Raw genomic sequence first — 21,589 nt, forward strand, 5'->3', positions numbered from 1 at the left:
GGTTCGGCTAATCTGTCCCCCATGCCACCCCGACCAGCCGGAACGCGTCCCACCCTGTCCCTGGTCGCCAAGACCGCCGGCACGAGCGTGCCGACCGTGTCGAAGGTGCTGCGCGGCGGGACCGACGTCTCGGCGGAGACCCGCGCACGGGTCATGGAGGCCGTGCGGGCCGTCGGCTACACCCGCCGGGCGGGGGCCAGGGGCGAGGGCGCACGCGAGGAGAGCGGCTGGTCCAACGTCCTCGACCTGGTGGTCACCCACTTCGAGGGGTCGTGGGCGAACCTCCTCATCGCAGGCGTCGGCCGGGAGGCGGCCGCGGCGGGGCTCGACGTGGTGCTGACGCTGGCCGAACCACACGGCGACTGGGTGTCGCGGGTCCTGCGGAGGCGCACCCTCGGCGTGGTCGGCACGCTGGTCGACCCCGCGTCGCCGCAGTTCGGGGCGCTCTTCGCGGCGGGCGTCCCCGTGGTGCTGATCGACCCGATGACCGCACCGCCGCCGGGAGTGACGAGCGTCGGTGTGGCCAACTGGGAGGGCGGCCGCATGGCCGCCGAGCACCTGCTGTCCCTGGGCCACGAGCGGATGGGCGTGGTCGCCGGGCACGCCCGCCATCTGTTCAGCCGGGCGCGCGTCGACGGTTTCCGCGCGGCGGCCGACACCGGGACCGCGGGACGGGCCAGGGTGACGGTGACCCACGGCGGCTGGAACCGCGCCAAGGCGGCGACCGCCGCCCACGCCCTGCTCGACGGCGACCCGGGGATCACGGCGGTCTTCGCCTGCGCCGACTCGATGGCGCTCGGCGTCTACGACGCGCTGAGCGCCCGGGGCCTGCGGGTCCCCGACGACATCAGCGTCATCGGCTTCGACGACCTCCCGGAGGCGCAGTACATCACCCCCGGGCTGACGACGGTCCGTCAGCCCAGCACCGAGCTGGGCGCCGCGGCGGTCAAGCTGCTGCTCGACCTCTCACGCGGCGAGGACGGCGGGACCCGGCCCCCGGCCCGTATGGAGCTGGCCACCGAACTGGTCGTCCGCGCCTCGACCGGACCCGTGGCCAGGGGTGCCGCGTCAGGCCGGTGACGCGGGGGCCGGTCCCGGAGTCGCGACGACCTGGAGGACGAGGCGGCTCGGGTGGCCGGCGCCCTGGAGGACCGTGTGCTCCGCCGTGACGGGCCGCGTGAACTCCCCTGCCGGCGCGAAGGTGTTGGTACCGACGTCCCAGCGGGGCGACGAACTGGGTGCGATGTCGACGCGTATCCGGTGGTCGGGCAGAAAGGTGTGCGCCGTCGACCAGAGGTCCACGACGAACTCATGCACCCGGCCCGGCTCCAGCGGGCGCCGCTCCCCCAGGCCGGTCACCGGGTCGACGGACCGCGCCGATCCCCGCTGTACGCCGTCGGTGACGACGTGGCTGGTGCCGTCGGGGTGTTCGTCGCACAGCCGGACCACCACGTCCGCGTCCGTACCCGTGGTCCGGAGGCTGACGACGGCGTGGACCGCACCCATCACCGTGAGCTCCGCCTCCAGCGGCTCGGTGCGCCAGGAGACGACGTCCTGCCGCGCCTCGGCCTCCGTCTGGTCGGCGGGTCCCGCACCGAACGGCGCGCAGAGCAGGACCGCCCCGCCGCACGTCGGCACCGGGGACGCCGGATCGCTGACGAGCCGCCGGCCTCCGCTTCCGTCCGGTTCGGGCGCGAGGGCGCCCCCGGCGTTCAGATACAGCTCGAGCGTCCGCGCGTCGCGCGGCGGGAACTCGGTCGCCGCCACCCAGCGGTCGGCGCCCATCAGGAAGACCCGCACCGGCGGCAGCTCCGCCGCGCCCCCGCGCAGGACCGCGTCGAACCACCGCAGGTGCAGCGCGGTGAGGCCCCCGCCGTCGCCGGGGGCGTCGGCGGACGCCTCCGGTCCGAACTCCAGGCCCGCCGCCCGGCCCGACAGGTCGTCGTGCGTCCACGGGCCCACCACGAGCCGGGGCGCCGGCCCGCCCGTGTCCTCCGCCCGGCGCCGCAGCCGCCGGTACAGCTCCAGGGTCGGCCCGAGGAACACGTCGAACCAGCCGCCGGTCAGCAGGACCGGCACGTCAACCGCGTCGATCCGGTCGACGATCTTCCCCTCGCGGTGCCGCGCCGAATCCAGCGGCTCCCGCAGTCGGTCCAGGCCCCACCGGACGATCCCCTCGACGTCCCGTCCGGTGTGCAGGGCCCCGGCGCGGTACGCCTCGCCCGTCGTGATCGCGCGCTCGGTCGCCTCCCAGCGCCGCCGTTCGGCCTCCCGGTCGCGGGCGGAGGCGATACGGGCGATCGTGTCGGGGGCGATGGCGTAGTGCGTCCACGCGAGGGTGCTGCCGAGCTCCGGCACCCCGCCGCGGAAGCGGAACCCGTCGAGCGCCGACAGCGCCGGCGTCATGGCCGGGGCGACCGCCCGCAGCGCCGGGGCGCCGCCGAGCAGCGCGGCGAACTGGGTGTCGGAAGCGTAGGACGCGCCCCACATGCCCACGGTGCCGTCGCACTCCGGGCGCGCGGCGAGCCAGGCCACGGCGTCGGCGCCGTCCGTCTCCTCCTGGGCGCACGGGTCGAAGACTCCCTCGGAGCCGAAGCGGCCCCGCACGTCCTGGAGCGCGACCAGGTAGCCGGCGGCGACGAGGCGTCCGACGTCCAGGTAACCGTCGTCCTCCTCCCGGGTCACGTCGTAGGGGTGGCGGGTGAGCAGGGCCGGCCAGGGGCCGGTGCCGTGCGGGAGGAGCAGAAGAGTCCGCAGCCGTGTCCCGTCACGCATCGGGCAGGTCACCTCCCGGCGTTCGGCGGCCGGGTCCGGTGTCTGCCGGGAGGTGACGGGCACGGGCGCGGTCCCTTCCTTCCCTTGTCAGCCCTTCACCGCACCGGTGAGGCCGCCGACGATGCGCTTCTCGAAGACCGAGAAGAAGACCAGGGCGGGCAGCATGGCGAGCGAGGTGAAGGCGAGCACCTTCGCGGTGTCCGTGGAGTACTGCGAGGAGAACACCTGCACGCCCAGCGGCAGGGTGAAGTTGGCCTGCGAGTTGAGGACGTACAGGGGCAGCAGGTAGTTGTTCCAGCTGCCGACGAAACCGAGGATGCCGACGGTGACCACGCCGGGCAGCGACAGCGGGACCACCATGCGGAAGAAGAACCCGAGCCGGCTCATGCCGTCGAGCGCGGCGGCCTCCTCGATCTCGTTCGGGATGGCCCGCAGGAACGGCACGAGGATGATGACCGTCGTCGGCAGGCCGAAGGCGATCTGCGGGACGATCACGCCGAGCAGGTTGTCGACGAGCCCGAGGTCCTTGATCACCAGGTACAGCGGAGTGATCGCGATGACCATCGGGAACATCAGGCCCGCCGCGAACAGGGAGTACATCGCGCCCTTGAACCGGAAGTCGTAGCGGGCGATGACGAAGCTGACCATCAGCCCGAGCGCGACGATGCCGGCGGTGCTGGCCACCGCTACGATCAGGGAGTTGGCGAACTCGCCCCAGAACACGGACGACTCGAGGACGCCCAGGTAGTTGCCGGCCACCCAGGGGTCGGGCAGTGCGGCCGGTTCGGTGGTGATCTGCGCGTTGGTGCGGAAGCCGCCGAGCACGATGTACAGCACCGGCGCGACGCAGACGCCGACGAAGAGCAGCGCGACGAAGTAGGTGACCGGGCTGCCCCAGGTCTGCTGCGGGCCGCTGCGCCCCGCGGACTTCCCGGAGGTGACGGGCGTCCGGGAGGCGGAGGTCGTCGCGCTCATCACACGGTCCCTTCGGTGACGGCGCCCCTGAGGTCGCGGCGCAGGACGAAGCGCTGGTAGACGAGCGCGACGGCCAGCGAGATCACGAACATCACGACGGCGACGGCGCTGCCGTAGCCGTAGTTGCCCGCGTTGCGGCCCTGGGCGAGCAGGTAGATCGCCATGGTGGAGGTCCCGGCGGTGCCCGAGACGTACTGGCCCCAGATGATGTAGACGAGGTCGAACAGCTGCAGCGAGCCGATGATCGACAGGAAGGCCCAGATGCGGATCGTCGGTCCCAGCAGCGGCAGGGTGATGCGGCGCTGGATCTGCCAGTAGGAGGCGCCGTCGATCTGCGCGGCCTCGAAGATCTCGTCCGGGATCGACTGCAGACCGGCGAGCATCAGGATCACCGCGAATCCGATGTACTTCCACGTGATGATGGCCATCAGCGTCCAGATGGCCAGATCCGGGTCGGCGATCCAGTCGGCCTCCAGCGAGCCCAGGCCGATCGCGCGCAGCAGGTCGTTGACGGCGCCGTCGCTCTGCAGCATCAGGCTCCAGCCGGTGCCGACGATCACCTCGGAGACGATGTACGGCACGAAGACCAGGACGCGGATCGCCGAACGGCCGCGGATCCGCTGGTTGAGCAGCAGGGCGAGACCGATCGCCAGCGGCCCCTGAATGACCAGGGACAGCACCAGGATCAGGCCGTTGTGCCACAGGACGTCGTGGAACGCGGGGTCGGTGAGGATCAGCTTGTAGTTGTTCAGGCCGACCCAGTCGGTGGGCTCTCCGTAGCCCTTCCACTGGTAGAAGCCGTAGTACGCGGCGAGTGCGACCGGGAAGATCACGAACGCCAGGAACACGATGACCGCCGGTGCGGACAGGACGGCGATCTCCAGTCGCGTCCTGCCCCGACGGCGTGCGGCCGCCCGCGGCGGGGACGGGGGCACGGCCGCGGCCGCGTCCCCGGCCCCGGGCGCGCCCCGCGGCGTGCGGCCGTCGGCCGTGCCGGTGCCCAGGGTGTCGCTCATGTCTGCCCGGTCAGCCCTTCTCCGCGGCGGCCTTGACGTCCTTGACGATGTCGGCGGCGGAGCCCTTGCCGGCCAACAGGTTCACGACGGCGATGTTCATGGCGTTGCCGACGTTCTGGCCGTACACGGTGTCGAGGAACTGCATCGAGTAGGCGGCCTCGTTGAAGGCCTCGAGCGCCGAGATGTTGTACGGCTCGGTGACGACGCCCTGGGCCTCCTTGTTCACCGGGATGGTGTCGAACGCCTCGGCGTAGGCCTCCTGTTGTTCCTTGGTCACCACGAACTGGAGGAAGCCGAGGGCCTCCTCCGGCGCGTTCCTGGAGAGGGAGTAACCGCCGGCGCCGCCCATGATGGCGGTGGGGTCGCCCTGGCCGCCGGGGACGGCCGGGAAGGGGAACCAGCCCAGGTCGGGGAGCGGCTTCTTGTCCGGGGTCAGGTCGGCGATGACTCCGGGGTTCCAGTTGCCCATGAGCTCCATGCCCGCCTTGTGGTTGGCCATCAGACCCGCGGACGAGCCGGCGCCCTGCTGCGAGGTCGCCGTGAGGAAGCCCTTCTGGAAGGGGTCGGTCCCCAGGAGGTCCGCGAGGTCCTCGCCGGCCTTGGTCCAGCAGGGGTCGTCGAAGGTGAGCGACTTGGCGGACTCCTGCAGGGTCTCCTGACCGCACTCACGCAGGGCGAAGTTGTAGTACCAGTGTGCGGCCGGCCAGGCGTCCTTGGCGCCGACCGCGATCGGCGCGACCTTGATCGCCTTGAGTTTCGCGACGGCGTCCTTGAGTTCGTCCATCGTCGTCGGCGGTGCGGTGATGCCGGCCTTCTTGAAGAGTTTCTTGCTGTAGTAGATCCCTTCGGGCTGCGTGTCGAGCGGCATCGCGTAGACCTTGCCGTCGATGGAGGAGCCCTCGAGTGCCGCCTCGCCCACGTTGGCCCGGTCGGTGTCGGTGAGCGCCAGCTCCTGGATCTGGCCGGCGTCGACCATGGCCCGCATCTTGCCGCCGCCGCGCTGCAGGAAGACGTCGGGCGCCGATCCCGAGTTGAGGGCGTTCTGCAGCTTGCCGTCGAGGTCCTCGTTCTGCACCGACTGGATCTTGATCGTGACGTCGGGGTGCAGCTCCTGGTACTCCTTCGCGGCGTTCTGCCAGAACACCAGGCCGCGCCCCTCCATCGCGTTCGTCCAGACGGTCACCGTGCCCTCGCCGCCGGCTGCGCCGTCGTCGCCACCGGCGCAGCCGGCGGCGGCGAGGGCGAGACACACGCCGATCGCGGCAGCCGTCGCGCTGCGGGTCTTCTTCGTCATCGTGGAGCTCCTGATCTGTCGTCAGTGATCCAAAAGCTGATTAGTTTGCGCAAACTAATGGGCCATCCGCGAAGTAGGGCAAGGTGTATCGCCGAAAATGACGGACGAGCAACAAAGAGTTTTCGCAAGTTGCGCAATCGTTACCGATATGGCGATCGCTGTTCGAGATGACGAACAGAGGGCACGACGGAAAGGCGGCGGAGGGGACGCTCAGGAACGCGTGAAGCCGGTGCGGCGCGCGGAGGCGCGCCGCACCGGCTTCACCGACGGCCCGCGGGCCGCCTGCGGATGATCAGCTGTGTACCGTCAGCGGGCGGTCGTCGTGTGGACGTACTCCACCAGCCGCGTCAGGGCGTCCGCGTCGGTGGACGGCATGACGCCGTGGCCGAGGTTGAAGATGTGGCCCTCCAGACCGGCCGCCGCGTCCAGCACCTCCCGCGCCTTGGTCTCGACGGCCTCGCGGCCGGCGAACAGCACCGTCGGGTCCAGGTTGCCCTGGAGCGCCTTGCCGGGGCCGACGCGGCGGACGGCCTCGTCCAGCGGGACGCGCCAGTCGACGCCGACGACGTCCGCGCCGGCCTCGCCCATCAGCCCGAGCAACTCGCCCGTGCCGACGCCGAAGTGGATGCGCGGGACCTCGTAGGAGGCCACCGCGTCGAACACCTTCGCCGACGCGGGCAGCACCGAGCGGCGGTAGTCGGCGGGGGCGAGCGCGCCGGCCCAGGAGTCGAAGAGCTGGACGGCCGAGGCGCCGGCCTCGATCTGCACCTTCAGGAAGGCGGCCGTGATCTCCGCGAGCCGGTCGAGCAGGTCCGCCCACAGCTCCGGGTCGCCGTACATCATCGCCTTGGCGTTCTCGTACGTGCGGGACGGGCCGCCCTCGACGAGGTAGCTGGCGAGGGTGAAGGGGGCGCCCGCGAAGCCGATCAGCGGGGTCGCGCCCAGCTCCCGGGTCAGCGTCCCGATCGCCTCGGTGACGTACGGGACGTCCTCGGGGGTCAGGTCGCGCAGCCGGTGCAGGTCGGCGCGGGTGCGCACCGGCTGCTCGACGACCGGGCCGACGCCCGGCTTGATGTCGAGGTCGATGCCGATGGCCTTGAGGGGCACGACGATGTCGCTGAAGTAGATGGCCGCGTCGACCTGGTGGCGGCGCACCGGCTGGAGCGTGATCTCGGTGACCAGGTCGGGGCGCATGCAGGAGTCGAGCATGCCGATGCCCTCGCGCACCTTGCGGTACTCCGGCAGGGAGCGCCCGGCCTGCCGCATGAACCACACCGGGGTGTGCGGCACCGGCTCACGCCGGCACGCCTTGAGGAAGGCACTGTCGTACGTCGAAGTCGGCTGGCTGCCCGTCGGGCTCACGTTGGCGCTCACACCGGCCAGTCTCGCATGTCGCCGGAACGGTCCCGGCCGCCGGGGATCCCGGGTGGCGGGGGTCACCCTCGCCGCCCGCCCGGCCGCCGGGCCGCTCACCGGGAGCGGGGGCGCGCGGCGGGGATGCGGTGCGATCCGGACACCCCCGGGCGGCACGGGTGTCCCTCCCTGCGCCGACGGCCCGTTCCGCTTAACCTTCCCCGCATGGGTGCGGCTCAGGGACGACTGTCGGACGGCGCTGGCGGAATGGACGAACCGAAGGAGGGGGGCGACACCGGACCCGGGGGTGCGTCCCCGCTGCCCTTCCGGGCCGCTGTCGACGCGTTGCGCGGCGCGCGGCTGCGGCCGCAGATCGAGGTCGAGCCCACCCCCGCGCCGAAACGGCTCGCGCCGTACGCGCACGCGCTGGAGGCGGCGGTCGTGGACGGCGAGGAGGACCTCGCCGACGGCCGGCTGGTGCTGCTGTACGACCCGGCCGGGCACGAGGCCTGGCGGGGCACGTTCCGGCTGGTGACCCTGGTCCGTGCGGAGCTGGAGCCGGAGATGGCGGCGGACCCGCTGCTGCCGGAGGTGTGCTGGTCCTGGCTGACGGGTGCGCTCACCGCGCGCGGGCTGGCGTTCGGCGAGCCCAGCGGGACGGTGACGCGGGCGAGCTCCCACTACTTCGGCGGGCTGTCCGAGCGCCCGGCCGCCTCGCAGATCGAGATCCGCGCCTCCTGGACGCCGCGCGAGGGGCTGGGCGGGGTGCCGGACACGGCGGCCCACCTGGTCGCGTGGTGCGACCTGCTCGCGCAGGTGGCGGGACTGCCGCCGGCCACCCCCGGTGACGCGTCGGTGGTGACGCTTCCGCAGCGGCGGGGGCCGCAGTCGCGCTGAGCGCTTCGCCGGCCGGTCGAGGCCCGCTCGAGGACCGGTCGCACGCCGGCCGGGCGCCGGTCGGTTCCGGCCACTCGTCGTGGGACGCCTCCCGGATGCCCACCGGACGCCTCACCCACCGTCTCTTTGTCGATACGGCCACATTCGGAAGCGTTGCGACGCAGACCGAAACCGTTCGATCTTCGAATGATCGATCGCGCGTCCGAATTGCCCGGATTGTCACTCACCGGATCGTGATCATTTCCTAAAGGACATCAGGTTTGCTGCCGAAGACGACTGTGACCTTGAAAGCACGGTTCGTCCCGGCTTCACTCCCACGAGCCGCCCCCGTCCCGCACCCAGGAGGCCTGGTGTCCGTTCTCCTCGAGCAGCCCTCAAGCCTGGTCGCCTACCGCCCGAACAAGCCGACCGCCATGGTGGTCGTGGCCGACCCGCGCGTCCGTAACACCGTCACCCGCCATCTGTGGGCGCTCGGTGTGCGCGATGTGATCGAGGCCTCGTCCGTCGCGGAGGCTCGTCCCCGCATCGGCAACCCCCGCGACATCTGCGTCGCCGAAGTCCATCTGCCGGACGGTTCCGGCCTCACCCTCCTCTCCGAGACCCGCGCCGCGGGCTGGCCCAACGGCCTCGCCCTCTCGGCCGCCGACGACATCGGCGCCGTGCGCAACGCGCTGGCGGGCGGGGTGAAGGGCTACGTCGTCACCGGCACGCGCACCAACCTCGGGCTCCCCACCCGACCCGGCGCCGCTCCCATCGGCACGGCCGCCGCCCGCCTCCACCGCCGTCCCCCGGGTGCCCCGAGCCACCCGGGTGGCTACCGCGAGCTGTCCGGCCGTGAGGTCGAGGTGCTGCGGCTGGTCGCGGAGGGTCAGTCGAACAAGGCGATCGGCGTCTCCATGGGCCTGTCCGCCCTCACCGTGAAGAGCCACCTCGCCCGCATCGCCCGCAAGCTCGGCACGGGCGACCGCGCCGGGATGGTGGCGGTGGCCCTGCGCACCGGCATCATCCACTGACCCCGCCCTCCGAACAGTCCGCGCCTTCCGGCATCCCGCCCCGACGCCCCTTCCCGCGCCCGCCGACGCCCCCGCGTCGGCGGGCGCCGCCGCGCGTGGCGCCGCCAGGGTCGTGCGGCGGCCTGTTCTCGCTGGTCGGCGGGGTCACCGGGCGGAGGGACGGACCGGGGACCGGCCCGTACGGATACTCTTGACAGGTGACCGACGCCCACGACACCGCAGCAGACAGTTCACTGCGCACCACCGGAGGCGCCCCTCCGGACGACGGCGGATCCTCTGCTGCACAGGCGCCGATCCCCCTGCTGGAGCCCCGCGAGGGCGTCCCGGCCGTGGTCGCCGACGAGGCCGCCCTCGCCGAGGTGGTCGCCGCGTTCGCCGCGGGCCGCGGGCCCGTCGCCGTGGACGCCGAGCGCGCCTCGGGCTACCGGTACGGACAGCGGGCCTACCTCGTCCAGCTCCGGCGCGAAGGCGCCGGCACCGCGCTGATCGACCCGGTCGCCTGCCCCGACCTGTCCGCCCTCGGCGAGACGCTGTCCGGCGTGGAGTGGGTGCTGCACGCCGCCACCCAGGACCTGCCCTGCCTGCGCGAGATAGGCATGGTGCCGACGCGGCTCTTCGACACCGAGCTGGCCGGCCGGCTGGCCGGGTTCCCGCGGGTCGGGCTCGGCGCGATGGTCGAGAACGTGCTCGGCTTCCAACTGGAGAAGGGCCACTCCGCCGTCGACTGGTCCACCCGCCCGCTGCCCGAGCCCTGGCTGCGCTACGCCGCGCTCGACGTCGAGCTGCTGGTCGACCTGCGGGACGCGCTGGAGAAGGAGCTGGACCGGCAGGGCAAACTGGACTGGGCCCGGCAGGAGTTCGACGCGATCGCCTCGGCGCCGCCGCCCGAGCCGCGCAAGGACCCGTGGCGGCGCACCTCCGGTATGCACAAGGTCCGCCGCCGGCGGCAGATGGCCGTCGTACGGGAGCTGTGGCAGACCCGGGACCGGATCGCCCGCCGCCGTGACGTGTCCCCCGGCAAGGTGCTGTCCGACGCGGCGATCGTCGAGGCCGCCCTCGCCATGCCGTCCAGCCCGCACGCGCTGGCCGCGCTGAACGGCTTCGGGCAGCGGGTGGGCCGCCGCCAGCTCGAACAGTGGCAGGCGGCGGTCGACCGGGCGAAGGCGCTGAGCGAGGACCGGCTGCCCCAGCCCGGCCAGCCGGTGACCGGTCCCCCGCCGCCGCGCGCCTGGGCCGACAAGGACCCGGCGGCCGCGGCCCGGCTGTCCGCCGCGCGAGCGGGCGTGACCGCCCTCGCGGAGCGTCTGAACATGCCCGCGGAGAACCTGATCGCGCCGGACACGGTCCGCAGGGTCTGCTGGGAGCCGCCGTCCCCGGCCACGGCCGAGACGGTCGCCGCGACCCTGACCGCCCACGGCGCCCGCGCCTGGCAGGTGGAGCAGGTGACGCCGGTGCTGGTGGCGGCGCTCACGGCCTGACCACCGCCCCGGAGGGACGCGGCCGGGCCGCGGGCCCGTCGACAGGGTCTCCGGTCGGCGGGCCGTGTCGCCCGTCGGCGGGGGCGCATCACCCGACGCCCTGCCGGCCCGCCCCCCTGACGCCTCCGGCCGGGAGACGCCCGCCCCTCGCACACACCACCCCGCCTCCCGCCACCGGGACGCCCCCGCACGGGCGGGGCCCGCGCCCCGCAGTCGGGCGAGGACGCCGAGAGCCCCTCCCGGCAGGCCTCGTCGGCCTCCGGCCGGACCGCCCGCCACGGTCGGCGGGCGCGCGGGGCCGCCTCGCGGACCGCCGTCCGCGAGGCCGCTCGCGTGCCCGTGTCGCCCGGCGTCGGTGCCGGGCGGTACCCCGGCCCCCGTGCCACGATGCCTGCATGCGGGTTGTCGTGGTGGGGGCCGGGCAGGTGGGCGGGACCGTGGTCAAGTCGCTCGCCGAGGCGCACGAGTGCACGGTGATCGACGTCGACCGGGCGCGGCTGGAGGCCGTGTCGCACGCCTACGACGTACGGACCGTGCACGGCAGCGGCACCCGGCGCGAGACGCTGCTGGAGGGCGGCGTCGCCGACGCCGACCTGGTGATGGCGTGCACCTCGCGGGACGAGGTCAACCTGGTCACCGCCATGCTCGCCCGCCGGCTGTCGTCGGCGCGGACGGTCGTACGGGCCACCGGGACGGACTACCTCCAGGCGTGGCGGGCGGGTGACCTGGACGTGGACCTCCTCGTCTCGACGGCGTTCGAGACGGCGAACGCCGTCGAACGCGTCCTGCACGTGCCGGGCGCCCGGCACGTGGACTTCTTCGCCCACGGCGAGGTGGTCGTCATCGGCGTCGACGCCCGCGGGACGGCGGCCGCGCGGCTCGTCGGACGTCCGCTGCGGGACGCGGGACTGCCCGCCGCGTCCCGGGTGGTCGCCCTCGTACGCGACGGGGACTGGACCGTGCCGGGCGCGGACGAGGTCGTACGGGAGGACGACTGGATCATCGCGATGGCGTCCCCCATGGCGGCCCGCGCCTGGAGCCGGGTGGTCACCGGCGCCGACCCCGTCGACGACGTGGTGATCTACGGCGCGGGGCGCATGGGCACCGCTGTGGCGCGGGTGCTGCTCGACCGGGGCGTCACGGTGCGGATCGTCGAACCGGACGCGGCCCGCGCCCGCGAGGCCGCCGCCACGCTGGACCGGGCGCGGGTGTTCCGCACGAGGGGCCTGGACCCGGCGTTCCTGCACCGCGAGCGCATCGGCACGGCGGGGGCGGCGGTGCTGGCGGCGAAGGACGACTCGCGCAATCTGCACGCGGCGGTGCTGGTGAAACTGCACGGGGTGCGGCTGGCCCTGACGGTTCTCGACGACCCCGCCGCCGCCGAGGTCTTCAAGGCGGCCGGCGTCGACGTGACGATCGACCCGGGCGACGAGACCGCCGAGAAGATGGCCCGCTTCACGTTCGGGGAGCGCACCCGCCAGATGGCGATGCTGGGCGACGACCGTTTCGAGGTGCTGGACGTCACCGTCCGGCCCGGCAGCCGGTTCGCGCACCGTCCGGTCGGCGCCGTGCCCGGCGCGGCCGTGGGCGCGATCGTGCGGGACGGCACGGTGTCCTTCCCCGGCGACGGGGACGAACTGCGGCCCGGGGACCGGGTCGTCGTCCTCACCGAGCCCGACCGCGTCCCCGCGATCGAGCACGACCTGTGAGGCCGCCGCGTCCGCTGCCGCACCGTCGCCGGTGGTTCGCGCGCGGGCGGACCGGCGTCGACGTGCGGACGGCGCTGGGCGTCGTCGGCGCCCTCCTCGCCTGGTTCGCGCTCGCGTTCGTGCCGCCGGCGGCCGTGGCGCTCGCGGCCGGCGAACCCCCGTGGCCGTTCCTGGTCCCCGGGTTCGCCGTGGCGCTGACCGGCCTGGCGCTGAAGCGGCTGACGGGGCCGCGGCCCCCGCTGGGCGTGCGGGAGGGGTTCCTCGTCGTCGTCGCCGTGTGGCTGCTCGCGCCCGCGTTCGGCGCGGTGCCGTTCCTGCTCGGCCGTGTCCCCCAGCTCGACCGCCCGGTCGACGCCTGGTTCGAGGCGATGTCGGGGTTCACCGCGACGGGGGCGACCGTCGTCGGCGACCTGGACGCGCTCGGGCCGGACATGCTGTTCTGGCGCCAGTTCACCCACTGGCTGGGCGGCGCAGGCATCATCGTGCTGGCGCTCGCGGTGCTGCCGCGGCTGCGCATCGGCGGCCGTGAGCTGCTGCGGTCCGAGCTGCCGGGGCCCGTGGAGATGGAGACGCTCGGCGCGACCGTGCGGGGCACGGCCCGGCGGCTGTGGAAGGTGTACCTGGCGGTGACGGCGGCCGGCGTGCTGGTGCTGGCCGCCCTGGGGTGGTCCGGGCTCGACCGGCGGATGGGCCTCTTCGACGCGTTCTCCTACGCGACGTCCGCCGTGTCCCTCGGCGGGTTCGCCCCGCACGACGACTCGGCGCGCGGTCTCGCGCCGGTGACGCAGTGGGTGCTGTGCGGGCTGATGGCGGTGGCGGGGGTGAACCTGCTGCGGCTGTACCGTCTCGCCGCGCTGCGCCAGGTGCGGGCCGCCGCGCGTGACGAGGAACTGCGGCTGTACGCCGTCCTGCTCGTCGTCAGTTCCTGCGTCGTGGCGGCCGAGCTGTGGGCCTCCGGTGCGGCGGGCGGACCCGACGGCCTCCGGCACGGGGCGTTCCAGGCGGTGTCGGTGATGACCACCACCGGCTTCGCCACGGCCGACTGGGCGGAGTGGGGCACGGTCGCCACGCTCACCCTGCTGGGGCTGATGTTCGTCGGGGCGTGTGCCGGGTCGGCGAGCGGTTCGGTCAAGGTCGTCCGCCATCTCGTGCTCTTCCGCTTCACCCGGCGCGAGCTGGAGCAGGCCGTGCACCCGGACGCGGTCCTGCCGGTGCGGGTGAGCGGCCGGGTGGTCGGCACGCAGGCGCTCCGCTCGGTGCTGCTGTTCGCGCTCCTCTACGTCCTCACCCTGGCGCTGGGGACGTTCGGCCTGACCCTGGACGCCGGGGCGGAGACGGGCGGCGGCGGTGTGTTCACCGCGCTGGGAGCCGCCGCGGCCTGCCTCGGCAACGTCGGCCCGGCCTTCGGGGAGCTGGGCCCGTCCGGCTCGTACGCGCCGCTGGGGCAGGCGTCGAAGGCGATCCTGGGCGCGCTGATGCTGCTCGGCCGTATCGAGATCGTGCCGCTGGCGGTGCTGCTCGGCCGCGGCTACTGGCGCGCGTGAGCACGCACGGCGCCCCCGCGGCCCGGCCGGCGGGCGGTGCCGGACAGGCGGGGAAGTCCCCTGTGGCGCGGGGCACTTGACCCGGGTTCCGGCGTGCCGTCCGCATGCGTCGCGGGTGCCCGGGAATACGCGGGACGAGGCACAGGGCCGCCTCTCGCTCCGCGGCGGGGGGATGGGTTAGCCTCGTCCCGGCTGCTCTTCCTGCGAAAACGCCCGTAGACCACGTCGGAGGAGTTTCCTGCGGAGCGGCCCGAACTCCGAACGGAAAATCTCTGACAGGAACAAGGGGCACCATTTCATGGAACCCACCCAGGTCCGCCCGGTCAACCCGCAGCATTCGGACACGCTCCCCCACACGTCCGAGAACTACAGGACAGCGACGATCCGCACGCCCGAGATACGTGTGGAGAAATACGGCAACTGGGAGATCGAGTACGAATTCACGCCCGCTGCGGGCGACCACGGCAACCTGCTCGTGGTGTTTTCCTCCGTGGGCTCGAAGTACGGATTCGGCGCCGCCCTTTCGGGCGTCCAGTGCAACGTGCTGAGAATCCGCGACCGGTTCGACGGAGGCCCGTCGTACTACGTGGCACGGGCGATGGACTTCTCCGTTTCGGAGGCCGTCGAGGAACTGATCACCCATTACCGGGAAAAGCTGGGACTCTCCCGCGAGACGGTGGTGCTGGCCGGTTCCTCGAAGGGCGGAAGCGCCGCCATCTACTACGCCCTGAAGTACGGCTACCGGAACATCGTCGCCTCCACGCCGCAGTACTTCATCGGCAGCTACTCCCAGGGGCACGGCGTGCTCGGCGAGTGGGTCCTCGGCGAGGGCCAGCCGCAGGAGAACGTGGACCGGCTCGACTCGGTGCTCCCGGAACTGCTGGCCGAGACCACCGACCTGGACCGCAACATCTACCTGTTCTCCTCGACGAAGGACTACCAGTACGAGGAACACGTCGTCCATTTCCTCCCGGCCCTGCGGAAGTACTCCAACTTCAACTTCTTCATGGTGGAATCCCCCGCCCTGGTGAAGCACGCGGAGGTGACGCGGCAGGGCCTCTCGGTGATCCTCAGCGTCATCTACGCGCTGACCGAGGGGACGGTGCCGCGGTTCGGGGAGGTGCAGGTCGGCTCCAACGAGGTGGACGAGCCCACCGCGACCGAGCACCTGGCGGACCTGCGGGCACGGGACACCGCGGCGGGCGTGCTGACCGCCGCGCAGCTCACTCCCGAGCGGGCCACGCTGTCCGGGCACGCCTTCCTGCCCGGTGTCTCCGCGGAGCAGGGCGAGGAGGCCGGGGCGCGGGAGACCAAGCAGCTCGTGCTGGTGCGGGACGAGCAGGCGTGGGTGGCGGACGCGAAGACCGTGCCGGTGGACCAGCTGTACCTGAAGTACTTCGACACGCACTTCGCGTCCTACAAGGACGGCGGCTTCACCTGCGAGGCGCGTGAGCTGTTCGACGCGCTGCCCGACGGTGTGTACGACGTGTTCGCGCGAGTGACCAGCGAGAGCGAGGACATCGACCGCAGGGTGCCGCTGGTCGCGTACCGGGCGATCGACCGCCGCGCCGCCTCCCGGGGGCACGAGGTGGTCCTGCGGGGTGACGCGAAGAGCGTCCGGGTGATCAAGCGCGACCTCACCGCGGCCGGCCCCGGCGGGTCCGTGTTCGCGCTCAAGCGGTTCGCGATGGAGGGCCCGAGGCTCCGGGTGTACGGCGTCTTCTTCCTCCCCGGGCGCAACGCCGACCGCGCGACCCACTCGACGTACTACCTCACGCTGCGCGGCGCGGACTCCACGCACACCGTCGCCCTGAAGGCGGTCAGGCGGGAGGAGCAGGTGCGCCCGCACCTGGCGCCGGGCGACTTCGGTTCGTACGCGTTCGGGTTCTTCACCTCGCTGGACAAGGAGGGCGTCGACCTCTCCGACGTCCCGCCCGGGACGTACACGGCGGAGGTCGCCATGAGCACCGGCGGCGGGCTGTTCGCGCACCAGGCCGGTGAGCTGGAGGTGCGCGAGGACCGGGCCGCCTCGGTGGCCCGCCGGGCCTCCGGCCGCAACGAGCGGGTCAGCACCGGGACGCGGCTGCGCCGGGGCCTGCGCACGCGGCTCCGGCGGTCGTAGGGCCGGCGCGGGACGCTGGACCGGCCCCCTCCGCGGGGGCCGGTCGTGTGATGTTCGCCGCTCCGGCCCGCGGGGGTGGGCAGTTACGTTACCCGCAAGTAGCATGGGGCGTAAGCAAGCGCTCAGCATCCCGTACCTGGAGGAGAGCCATCGTGCCTCGTACCGTCAGGGACGTCGTCTTCGTCGACGGCGTCCGTACCCCGTTCGGCAAGGCGGGCCCGAAGGGCATCTACCACGAGACCCGCGCCGACGACCTGGTCGTCAAGGCGATCCGGGAGCTGCTGCGCCGCAACCCGGGCCTCGACCCGAAGAAGATCGACGAGGTCGCCATCGCCGCGACCACGCAGATCGGCGACCAGGGTCTGACCATCGGCCGCACGGCGGGCATCCTCGCCGGCCTGCCGCAGTCGGTGCCGGGCTACTCCATCGACCGCATGTGCGCCGGCGCGCTGACCGCCGTCACCACGGTGGCCGGCTCCGTCGCCTTCGGCGCGTACGACGTCGCCATCGCGGGCGGTGTCGAGCACATGGGCCGCCACCCGATGGGCGAGGGCGTGGACCCCAACCCGCGGTTCGTCTCCGAGAAGCTGGTCGACGAGTCCGCCCTGTTCATGGGCATGACCGCGGAGAACCTGCACGACCGGTACCCGCAGATCACCAAGCTCCGCGCCGACGAGTACGCGGTCCGCTCCCAGGAGAAGGCCGCCAAGGCGTACGCCAACGGCAAGATCCAGGCTGACCTGGTGCCGGTCTCGGTGCGCCGCACCAGCCCCGAGGGCGGCGAGACCGGCTGGGGCCTGGTCACCGCCGACGAGCCGATGCGTCCGGGCACCACGCTGGAGAACCTGGCGACCCTCAAGACGCCGTTCCGCGTCCACGGCCGGGTCACCGCCGGCAACGCGGCCGGTCTGAACGACGGCGCCACCGCCTCCGTCATCGCCTCCGAGGACTTCGCCCGCGAGAACGGCCTGCCGGTCAAGATGCGCCTGGTCGCCTACGCCTTCGCCGGCGTGGAGCCCGAGGTCATGGGCTACGGCCCGATCCCGGCCACGGAGAAGGCGCTCGCCCAGGCGGGCCTGTCCATCTCCGACATCGGCCTGTTCGAGATCAACGAGGCCTTCGCCGTCCAGGTCCTCGCGTTCCTGGACCACTACGGCATCGCCGACGACGACGAGCGCGTCAACCAGTACGGCGGCGCCATCGCGTTCGGCCACCCGCTGGCCTCCTCCGGCGTCCGCCTGATGACGCAGCTGGCCCGCCAGTTCGAGGAGCAGCCGCACGTCCGCTACGGCCTGACCACCATGTGCGTCGGCTTCGGCATGGGCGCGACGGTCATCTGGGAGAACCCGCACTTCGAGGGGGACAAGTGAGCACCACCGCAGAGCTTCTGAAGGGTGCGGCCGAGCTGTTCCCCGGCGAGGTCGTCACCAGCGCGCACGTACGCCACTTCGACCTGCCGCTGGGCGCGGGCCGGTTCGCGCTGATCACGCTGGACAACGGTCACGACCACACCAAGCCGACCACGCTCGGCCCGCAGTCGCTGGCGAACCTGGACGCCGCGATCGACCAGGTCGAGAAGGAGGCCGCGGACGGCGAGATCGTCGGCGTCGGCGTCACCGGCAAGCCGTTCGTCTTCGCGGTCGGCGCCGACCTCAAGGGCGTCGAGCTGCTGAAGCGCCACGAGGACGCGCTGGCCATCGGCAAGGGCGGCCACGACGTCTTCAAGCGGCTGTCGAAGCTGGCCGTGCCGACCTTCGCGTACTACAACGGCGCCGCCATGGGCGGTGGCGTGGAGATCGGTCTGCACTGCACCTACCGCACGGTGTCCGCGGCGCTGCCCGCGTTCTCCCTGCCCGAGGTCTTCCTCGGCCTGGTGCCCGGCTGGGGCGGCTGCACCCTGCTGCCGAACCTGATCGGCGCGGAGAGGGCCGTCTCGGTCATCATCGAGAACAGCCTCAACCAGAACAAGCAGCTCAAGGGCAAGCAGGTCTACGAACTCGGCATCGCGGACGCGCTGTTCGAGGGCGCGGACTTCCTGGAGCAGTCGCTGATCTGGACCGCGTCCGTCCTCAAGGGCGAGATCGCGGTCGAGCGCCCGGCGATCGACCGCGGCGAGGCCTGGGACCAGGCCGTCGCCAAGGGCCGCTTCGTCGCCGATTCCAAGGTGCACGGCGCGGCCCCGGCCGCCTACCGGGCCCTGGACATCATCGCCGCCGCCAAGGACGGCGACCTGCAGAAGGGCTACGACGCCGAGGACCAGGCGCTCGCCGACCTGATCATGGGCGGTGAACTGCGCGCCGGCATCTACGCGTTCAACCTGGTGCAGAAGCGCGGCAAGCGTCCCGCGGGCGCCCCGGACAAGAACCTGGCGCGCCCGGTCACCAAGGTCGGCGTCGTCGGCGCCGGTCTGATGGCCTCCCAGCTCGCGCTGCTGTTCCTGCGCCGCCTCGAGGTGCCGGTCGTGCTGACCGACATCGACCAGGAGCGCATCGACAAGGGCGTCGGCTACGTGCACGCCGAGATCGACAAGCTGCTCGGCAAGGGCCGGATCAACCAGGACAAGGCCAACCGCCTCAAGGCGCTGGTCACCGGTGTGCTGGACAAGGCCGAGGGCTTCGCGGACGCCGACTTCGTCATCGAGGCGGTCTTCGAGGAGATGGGCGTCAAGCAGCAGGTGTTCGCGGAGGTCGAGGCGGTCGCCCCGGCGCACGCGATCCTCGCGACCAACACCTCCTCCCTCTCGGTGACCGAGATGGCGTCGAAGCTGCAGCACCCCGAGCGGGTCGTCGGCTTCCACTTCTTCAACCCGGTCGCGGTCCTGCCGCTGCTGGAGATCGTCCGCGGGGAGAAGACCGACGACGCGGCGCTGGCCACGGCGTTCGGCGTCGCCAAGAAGCTGCGGAAGACCGCGGTGCTGGTGAAGGACGCCCCGGCGTTCGTCGTGAACCGCATCCTGACCCGCTTCATGGGCGAGATCCAGAACGTCATCGACGAGGGCACGCCCGTCGAGATCGCGGAGAAGGCGGTGGAGCCGCTCGGCCTGCCGATGTCCCCGCTGGTCCTGCTGGAGCTGGTCGGCCCGGCCATCGGCCTGCACGTCTCCGAGACGCTGCACCAGGCGTTCCCGGACCGCTTCACGGTCTCCCCGAACCTGAAGGCGGTCGTCGGGGCCGGCAAGCGCGGCTTCTACGTCTACGACTCCGGCAAGCCGGAGCTGGACCCGGAGGTCGCCGCGCTGCTGCAGCAGGGCGACACCGTCCTCACCGAGGAGCAGGTCCGCGAGCGGGTGCTGGACGCGGTGGCCCAGGAGATCGGCCTGATGCTCGACGAGGGCGTCGTCGCCGAGGCCCAGGACATCGACCTGTGCCTGATCACCGGCGCCGGCTGGCCCTTCCACCTGGGCGGCATCACGCCGTACCTGGACCGCGAGGGCGTCTCCGAGCGGGTGAACGGCAAGCGGTTCCTGGAGCCGGGGGTGGCGTCGGTTCCGGCGTGACGGCCGTACCGGTCATCGACGGAAGGCCCCGACACCCGCGAGGTGTCGGGGCCTTCCCCGTCACGGCGCCCCGCACGCCCGGCGCGCGGTGCCGGACGTCCGGCCGTTCCCCACGTCCCGGCGAACGGCAGGTGCTCGCGCTTCTCGCCGCACGGTTCGCGCGAGGTGACGGAGGTCCTGACCCCGCTGTCGTCCGGAAGGCCGTGGATCCGCAGGGTCGGCCGGGCCGGCCGGGAGCGGAGGGCGCTGAACACCGGGACGAACTCCGCCTCGTACCGGCCGGGCTTCCAGTCGTGCGGGTGGCGCACGCTCCACGTGCCGCCGGCCCGCACCGGCGCCTCGGCGATCGGACCGCCGCCCTCCAGCACCATGACCCCGGAGACGCCGGGGCCGACGGTCCCGGAGACAGGAAGTGCCCGCCGCCCGGCCCGCTCAGACCTCCCGCCACCCCTCCAGCGCCAGCCCCGCCTCCTCCTTGCGCCGGGTGACGCGGAGGGTGGCGGTGGCCGGGTCGAGGGTGGCGGCGACGAGGGCGCCGAGGGCGTCGACGGCCAGGCCGACCAGCGCGCCGGACGGGAGGGGCGGGCCGGACTCGGTCCACCAGGCGCCCGCCTGCTCCTGCTCCGTGGGGTACGCGGCGAACGCCACCCGGCCGCTCGCCGAGCGCTGGGCGAGCACCGTGCAGTCGTGCCCGTCGATCTCGCAGCGCACGGCCGCGGCCGGGCCGGGGCCCGCCGCCCGGAGCAGCGGCACCGGCTTGCCGCCGGGGCGCCAGGCGCACAACTCGCCGTCCTGGTCGGTGAAGAAGAGGGTGGTCCGCTCGGCGGACGTGCGCAGCGCGCGCAGGGTGCCGGGGCGGGCGGCCGCCTCGGCCGTCTCGTCCCGCGTGGGCGTCCTGCCGGGCTCCTCCTGACGCCAGTGCAGGATCCGGTCGGGCGTGGCCGCGTACACCTCGACCATTCCGGACTCCCGGCTGGCGGCGGCGAGTTGCTCCTGGACGCCGGACCCCCTGAGGTCCCGCCACGGGTACCAGCCGCCCCGCTCCTTCTGCACCAGGAGGCTGACCCCGCCGCCCGCGTTGCGCACGAAGACGTACGCGCGCCTGCGGTCGTCGACGGCCACGGCGGGCGTGCCCGTGCGGTCGCCCCTGCCGTTGGGGTGGCCGACCGGGGACCAGTCGAGCGGGGCGAGCAGCGGGCGGAAGTGGGTGGAGTGCACCAGGCGGGACTCCCCCGGCCCGGCCGGCCGCCAGGCGGCCAGGTGGGCGTACCCGTCGGCGCCCTGTCCCACGGCCGCGGGTCCCTGCCGGAGCCCCAGGTCGCCGCCGGCCCGGCGGAAGGGCTCCCAGGAGCCGCCGGGGGCGAGTTCCGCGCGGCACAGGACGGCGTCGTCCGATTGCAGATAGACGGTGAGGCGGCCGTCGCGGCCGCGGAGAAGCCAGTCGCCGTTCACCTGTTCACCTTACGCACCGCGGTCCGCGCCGCGGACGCGGGGATCCCGCCGTACGGCCTCCCCCGCGGGGGATCGCCCGGGCTTGCGTGGGACCCTGACCGTATGGAAGAGGCCGGTTCCCTGCTCGTGATCGTCGACGCCGCGAACGTCGTCGGGTCGGTGCCCGACGGGTGGTGGCGGGACCGCCGGGGGGCGGCGGAGCGGCTGCGGGACCGGCTGGCGGCCGACGGGCTGCCCGGCCTCCCGGACCCGGTGGAGATCGTCCTCGTGGTGGAGGGCGCCGCCCGGGGCGTGGAGTCCGTGCCCGGCGTGCGGGTCGACCAGGCTCCCGGCAGCGGGGACGACCGGATGGTGGACCTCGTGGCGGCGGCGGGCGGGCGTCCGGTCCTCGTCGTCACCGCCGACCGTGAGCTGCGCCGCCGGGTGACGGCGCTGGGCGCCGACGTCACCGGGCCGCGCTCCCGG

Annotated in this window: 15 protein-coding genes and 1 pseudogene; 10 read left to right on the top strand and 6 right to left on the bottom strand. The window is 73.1% G+C overall.

Going from position 1 to position 21,589, the window contains the following annotated elements; genetic code table 11:
• Positions 1-21: 21 nt before the first annotated feature.
• Positions 22-1,080, top strand: a complete 1,059-nt coding sequence (locus tag ACIQ8B_RS14545) for a LacI family DNA-binding transcriptional regulator (protein ID WP_403546953.1) — start codon at positions 22-24, stop codon at positions 1,078-1,080.
• Here ACIQ8B_RS14545 and ACIQ8B_RS14550 read toward each other — a convergent pair.
• From ACIQ8B_RS14550 to hemE, 5 genes are all read right to left on the bottom strand, one after another.
• Positions 1,069-2,838 (bottom strand): CocE/NonD family hydrolase, encoded by a 1,770-nt coding sequence (locus tag ACIQ8B_RS14550; RefSeq protein WP_403546955.1) that lies wholly within the window; start codon positions 2,836-2,838, stop codon positions 1,069-1,071. The genes ACIQ8B_RS14545 and ACIQ8B_RS14550 overlap by 12 nt on opposite strands.
• 24 nt (positions 2,839-2,862) lie before the next feature.
• Complete coding sequence (locus ACIQ8B_RS14555) at positions 2,863-3,750, bottom strand: carbohydrate ABC transporter permease (protein ID WP_403546957.1); 888 nt, start codon at positions 3,748-3,750, stop codon at positions 2,863-2,865.
• Complete coding sequence (locus ACIQ8B_RS14560) at positions 3,750-4,766, bottom strand: carbohydrate ABC transporter permease (protein WP_403546959.1); 1,017 nt, start codon at positions 4,764-4,766, stop codon at positions 3,750-3,752. Before ACIQ8B_RS14560 ends, ACIQ8B_RS14555 begins: the two co-directional genes overlap by 1 nt.
• A gap of 10 nt (positions 4,767-4,776) precedes the next feature.
• A complete protein-coding gene (locus ACIQ8B_RS14565; protein WP_403546961.1) occupies positions 4,777-6,060 on the bottom strand; it encodes an ABC transporter substrate-binding protein in 1,284 nt (427 codons plus the stop codon).
• Between the two features lie 306 nt (positions 6,061-6,366).
• Positions 6,367-7,434 carry a uroporphyrinogen decarboxylase gene (gene hemE / locus ACIQ8B_RS14570; RefSeq protein ID WP_403546963.1) on the bottom strand — a complete coding sequence of 356 codons (1,068 nt, stop codon included), beginning with the start codon at positions 7,432-7,434 and terminating at the stop codon, positions 6,367-6,369.
• Between the two features lie 246 nt (positions 7,435-7,680).
• Here hemE and ACIQ8B_RS14575 point away from each other — a divergent pair, with 246 nt between their 5' ends.
• The 8 genes from ACIQ8B_RS14575 (at position 7,681) to ACIQ8B_RS14610 (ending at position 19,672) form a co-directional block, all read left to right on the top strand.
• Positions 7,681-8,310, top strand: coding sequence for a DUF3000 domain-containing protein (locus ACIQ8B_RS14575; RefSeq protein WP_198602423.1), 630 nt, complete (start codon positions 7,681-7,683; stop codon positions 8,308-8,310).
• Positions 8,311-8,660: 350 nt separating this feature from the next.
• A complete protein-coding gene (locus tag ACIQ8B_RS14580) occupies positions 8,661-9,323 on the top strand; it encodes a LuxR C-terminal-related transcriptional regulator (protein ID WP_403546965.1) in 663 nt (220 codons plus the stop codon).
• Between the two features lie 197 nt (positions 9,324-9,520).
• On the top strand, positions 9,521-10,801 hold the full coding sequence (locus ACIQ8B_RS14585; protein ID WP_290007624.1) for a ribonuclease D: 1,281 nt from the start codon (positions 9,521-9,523) through the stop codon (positions 10,799-10,801).
• Between the two features lie 395 nt (positions 10,802-11,196).
• Positions 11,197-12,510: a Trk system potassium transporter TrkA gene (gene trkA / locus ACIQ8B_RS14590; protein WP_403546967.1), complete on the top strand. Its 1,314-nt coding sequence runs from the start codon at positions 11,197-11,199 to the stop codon at positions 12,508-12,510.
• Positions 12,507-14,054, top strand: a complete 1,548-nt coding sequence (locus ACIQ8B_RS14595; protein WP_403546969.1) for a TrkH family potassium uptake protein — start codon at positions 12,507-12,509, stop codon at positions 14,052-14,054. Before trkA ends, ACIQ8B_RS14595 begins: the two co-directional genes overlap by 4 nt.
• A gap of 298 nt (positions 14,055-14,352) precedes the next feature.
• Positions 14,353-16,176 (top strand): hypothetical protein, encoded by a 1,824-nt coding sequence (locus tag ACIQ8B_RS14600; protein ID WP_403546971.1) that lies wholly within the window; start codon positions 14,353-14,355, stop codon positions 16,174-16,176.
• Between the two features lie 152 nt (positions 16,177-16,328).
• Positions 16,329-17,546, top strand: coding sequence for an acetyl-CoA C-acyltransferase (locus ACIQ8B_RS14605; protein ID WP_290007630.1), 1,218 nt, complete (start codon positions 16,329-16,331; stop codon positions 17,544-17,546).
• Positions 17,543-19,672 carry a 3-hydroxyacyl-CoA dehydrogenase NAD-binding domain-containing protein gene (locus ACIQ8B_RS14610; protein WP_290007632.1) on the top strand — a complete coding sequence of 710 codons (2,130 nt, stop codon included), beginning with the start codon at positions 17,543-17,545 and terminating at the stop codon, positions 19,670-19,672. Before ACIQ8B_RS14605 ends, ACIQ8B_RS14610 begins: the two co-directional genes overlap by 4 nt.
• Before the next feature lie 432 nt (positions 19,673-20,104).
• Here the strand turns inward: ACIQ8B_RS14610 and ACIQ8B_RS14615 are convergent, their stop codons facing one another.
• Entirely contained in the window at positions 20,105-21,124 is a 1,020-nt protein-coding gene (locus ACIQ8B_RS14615; protein WP_403546973.1) for a hypothetical protein, read from the bottom strand.
• Positions 21,125-21,226: 102 nt separating this feature from the next.
• Here ACIQ8B_RS14615 and ACIQ8B_RS14620 point away from each other — a divergent pair.
• Positions 21,227-21,586, top strand: a pseudogene (locus ACIQ8B_RS14620) (NTP pyrophosphohydrolase); the annotation flags it as partial.
• Positions 21,587-21,589 lie beyond the last annotated feature (3 nt).

This window comes from Streptomyces sp. NPDC096105 (assembly GCF_044763335.1).
Lineage (GTDB): Bacteria > Actinomycetota > Actinomycetes > Streptomycetales > Streptomycetaceae > Streptomyces.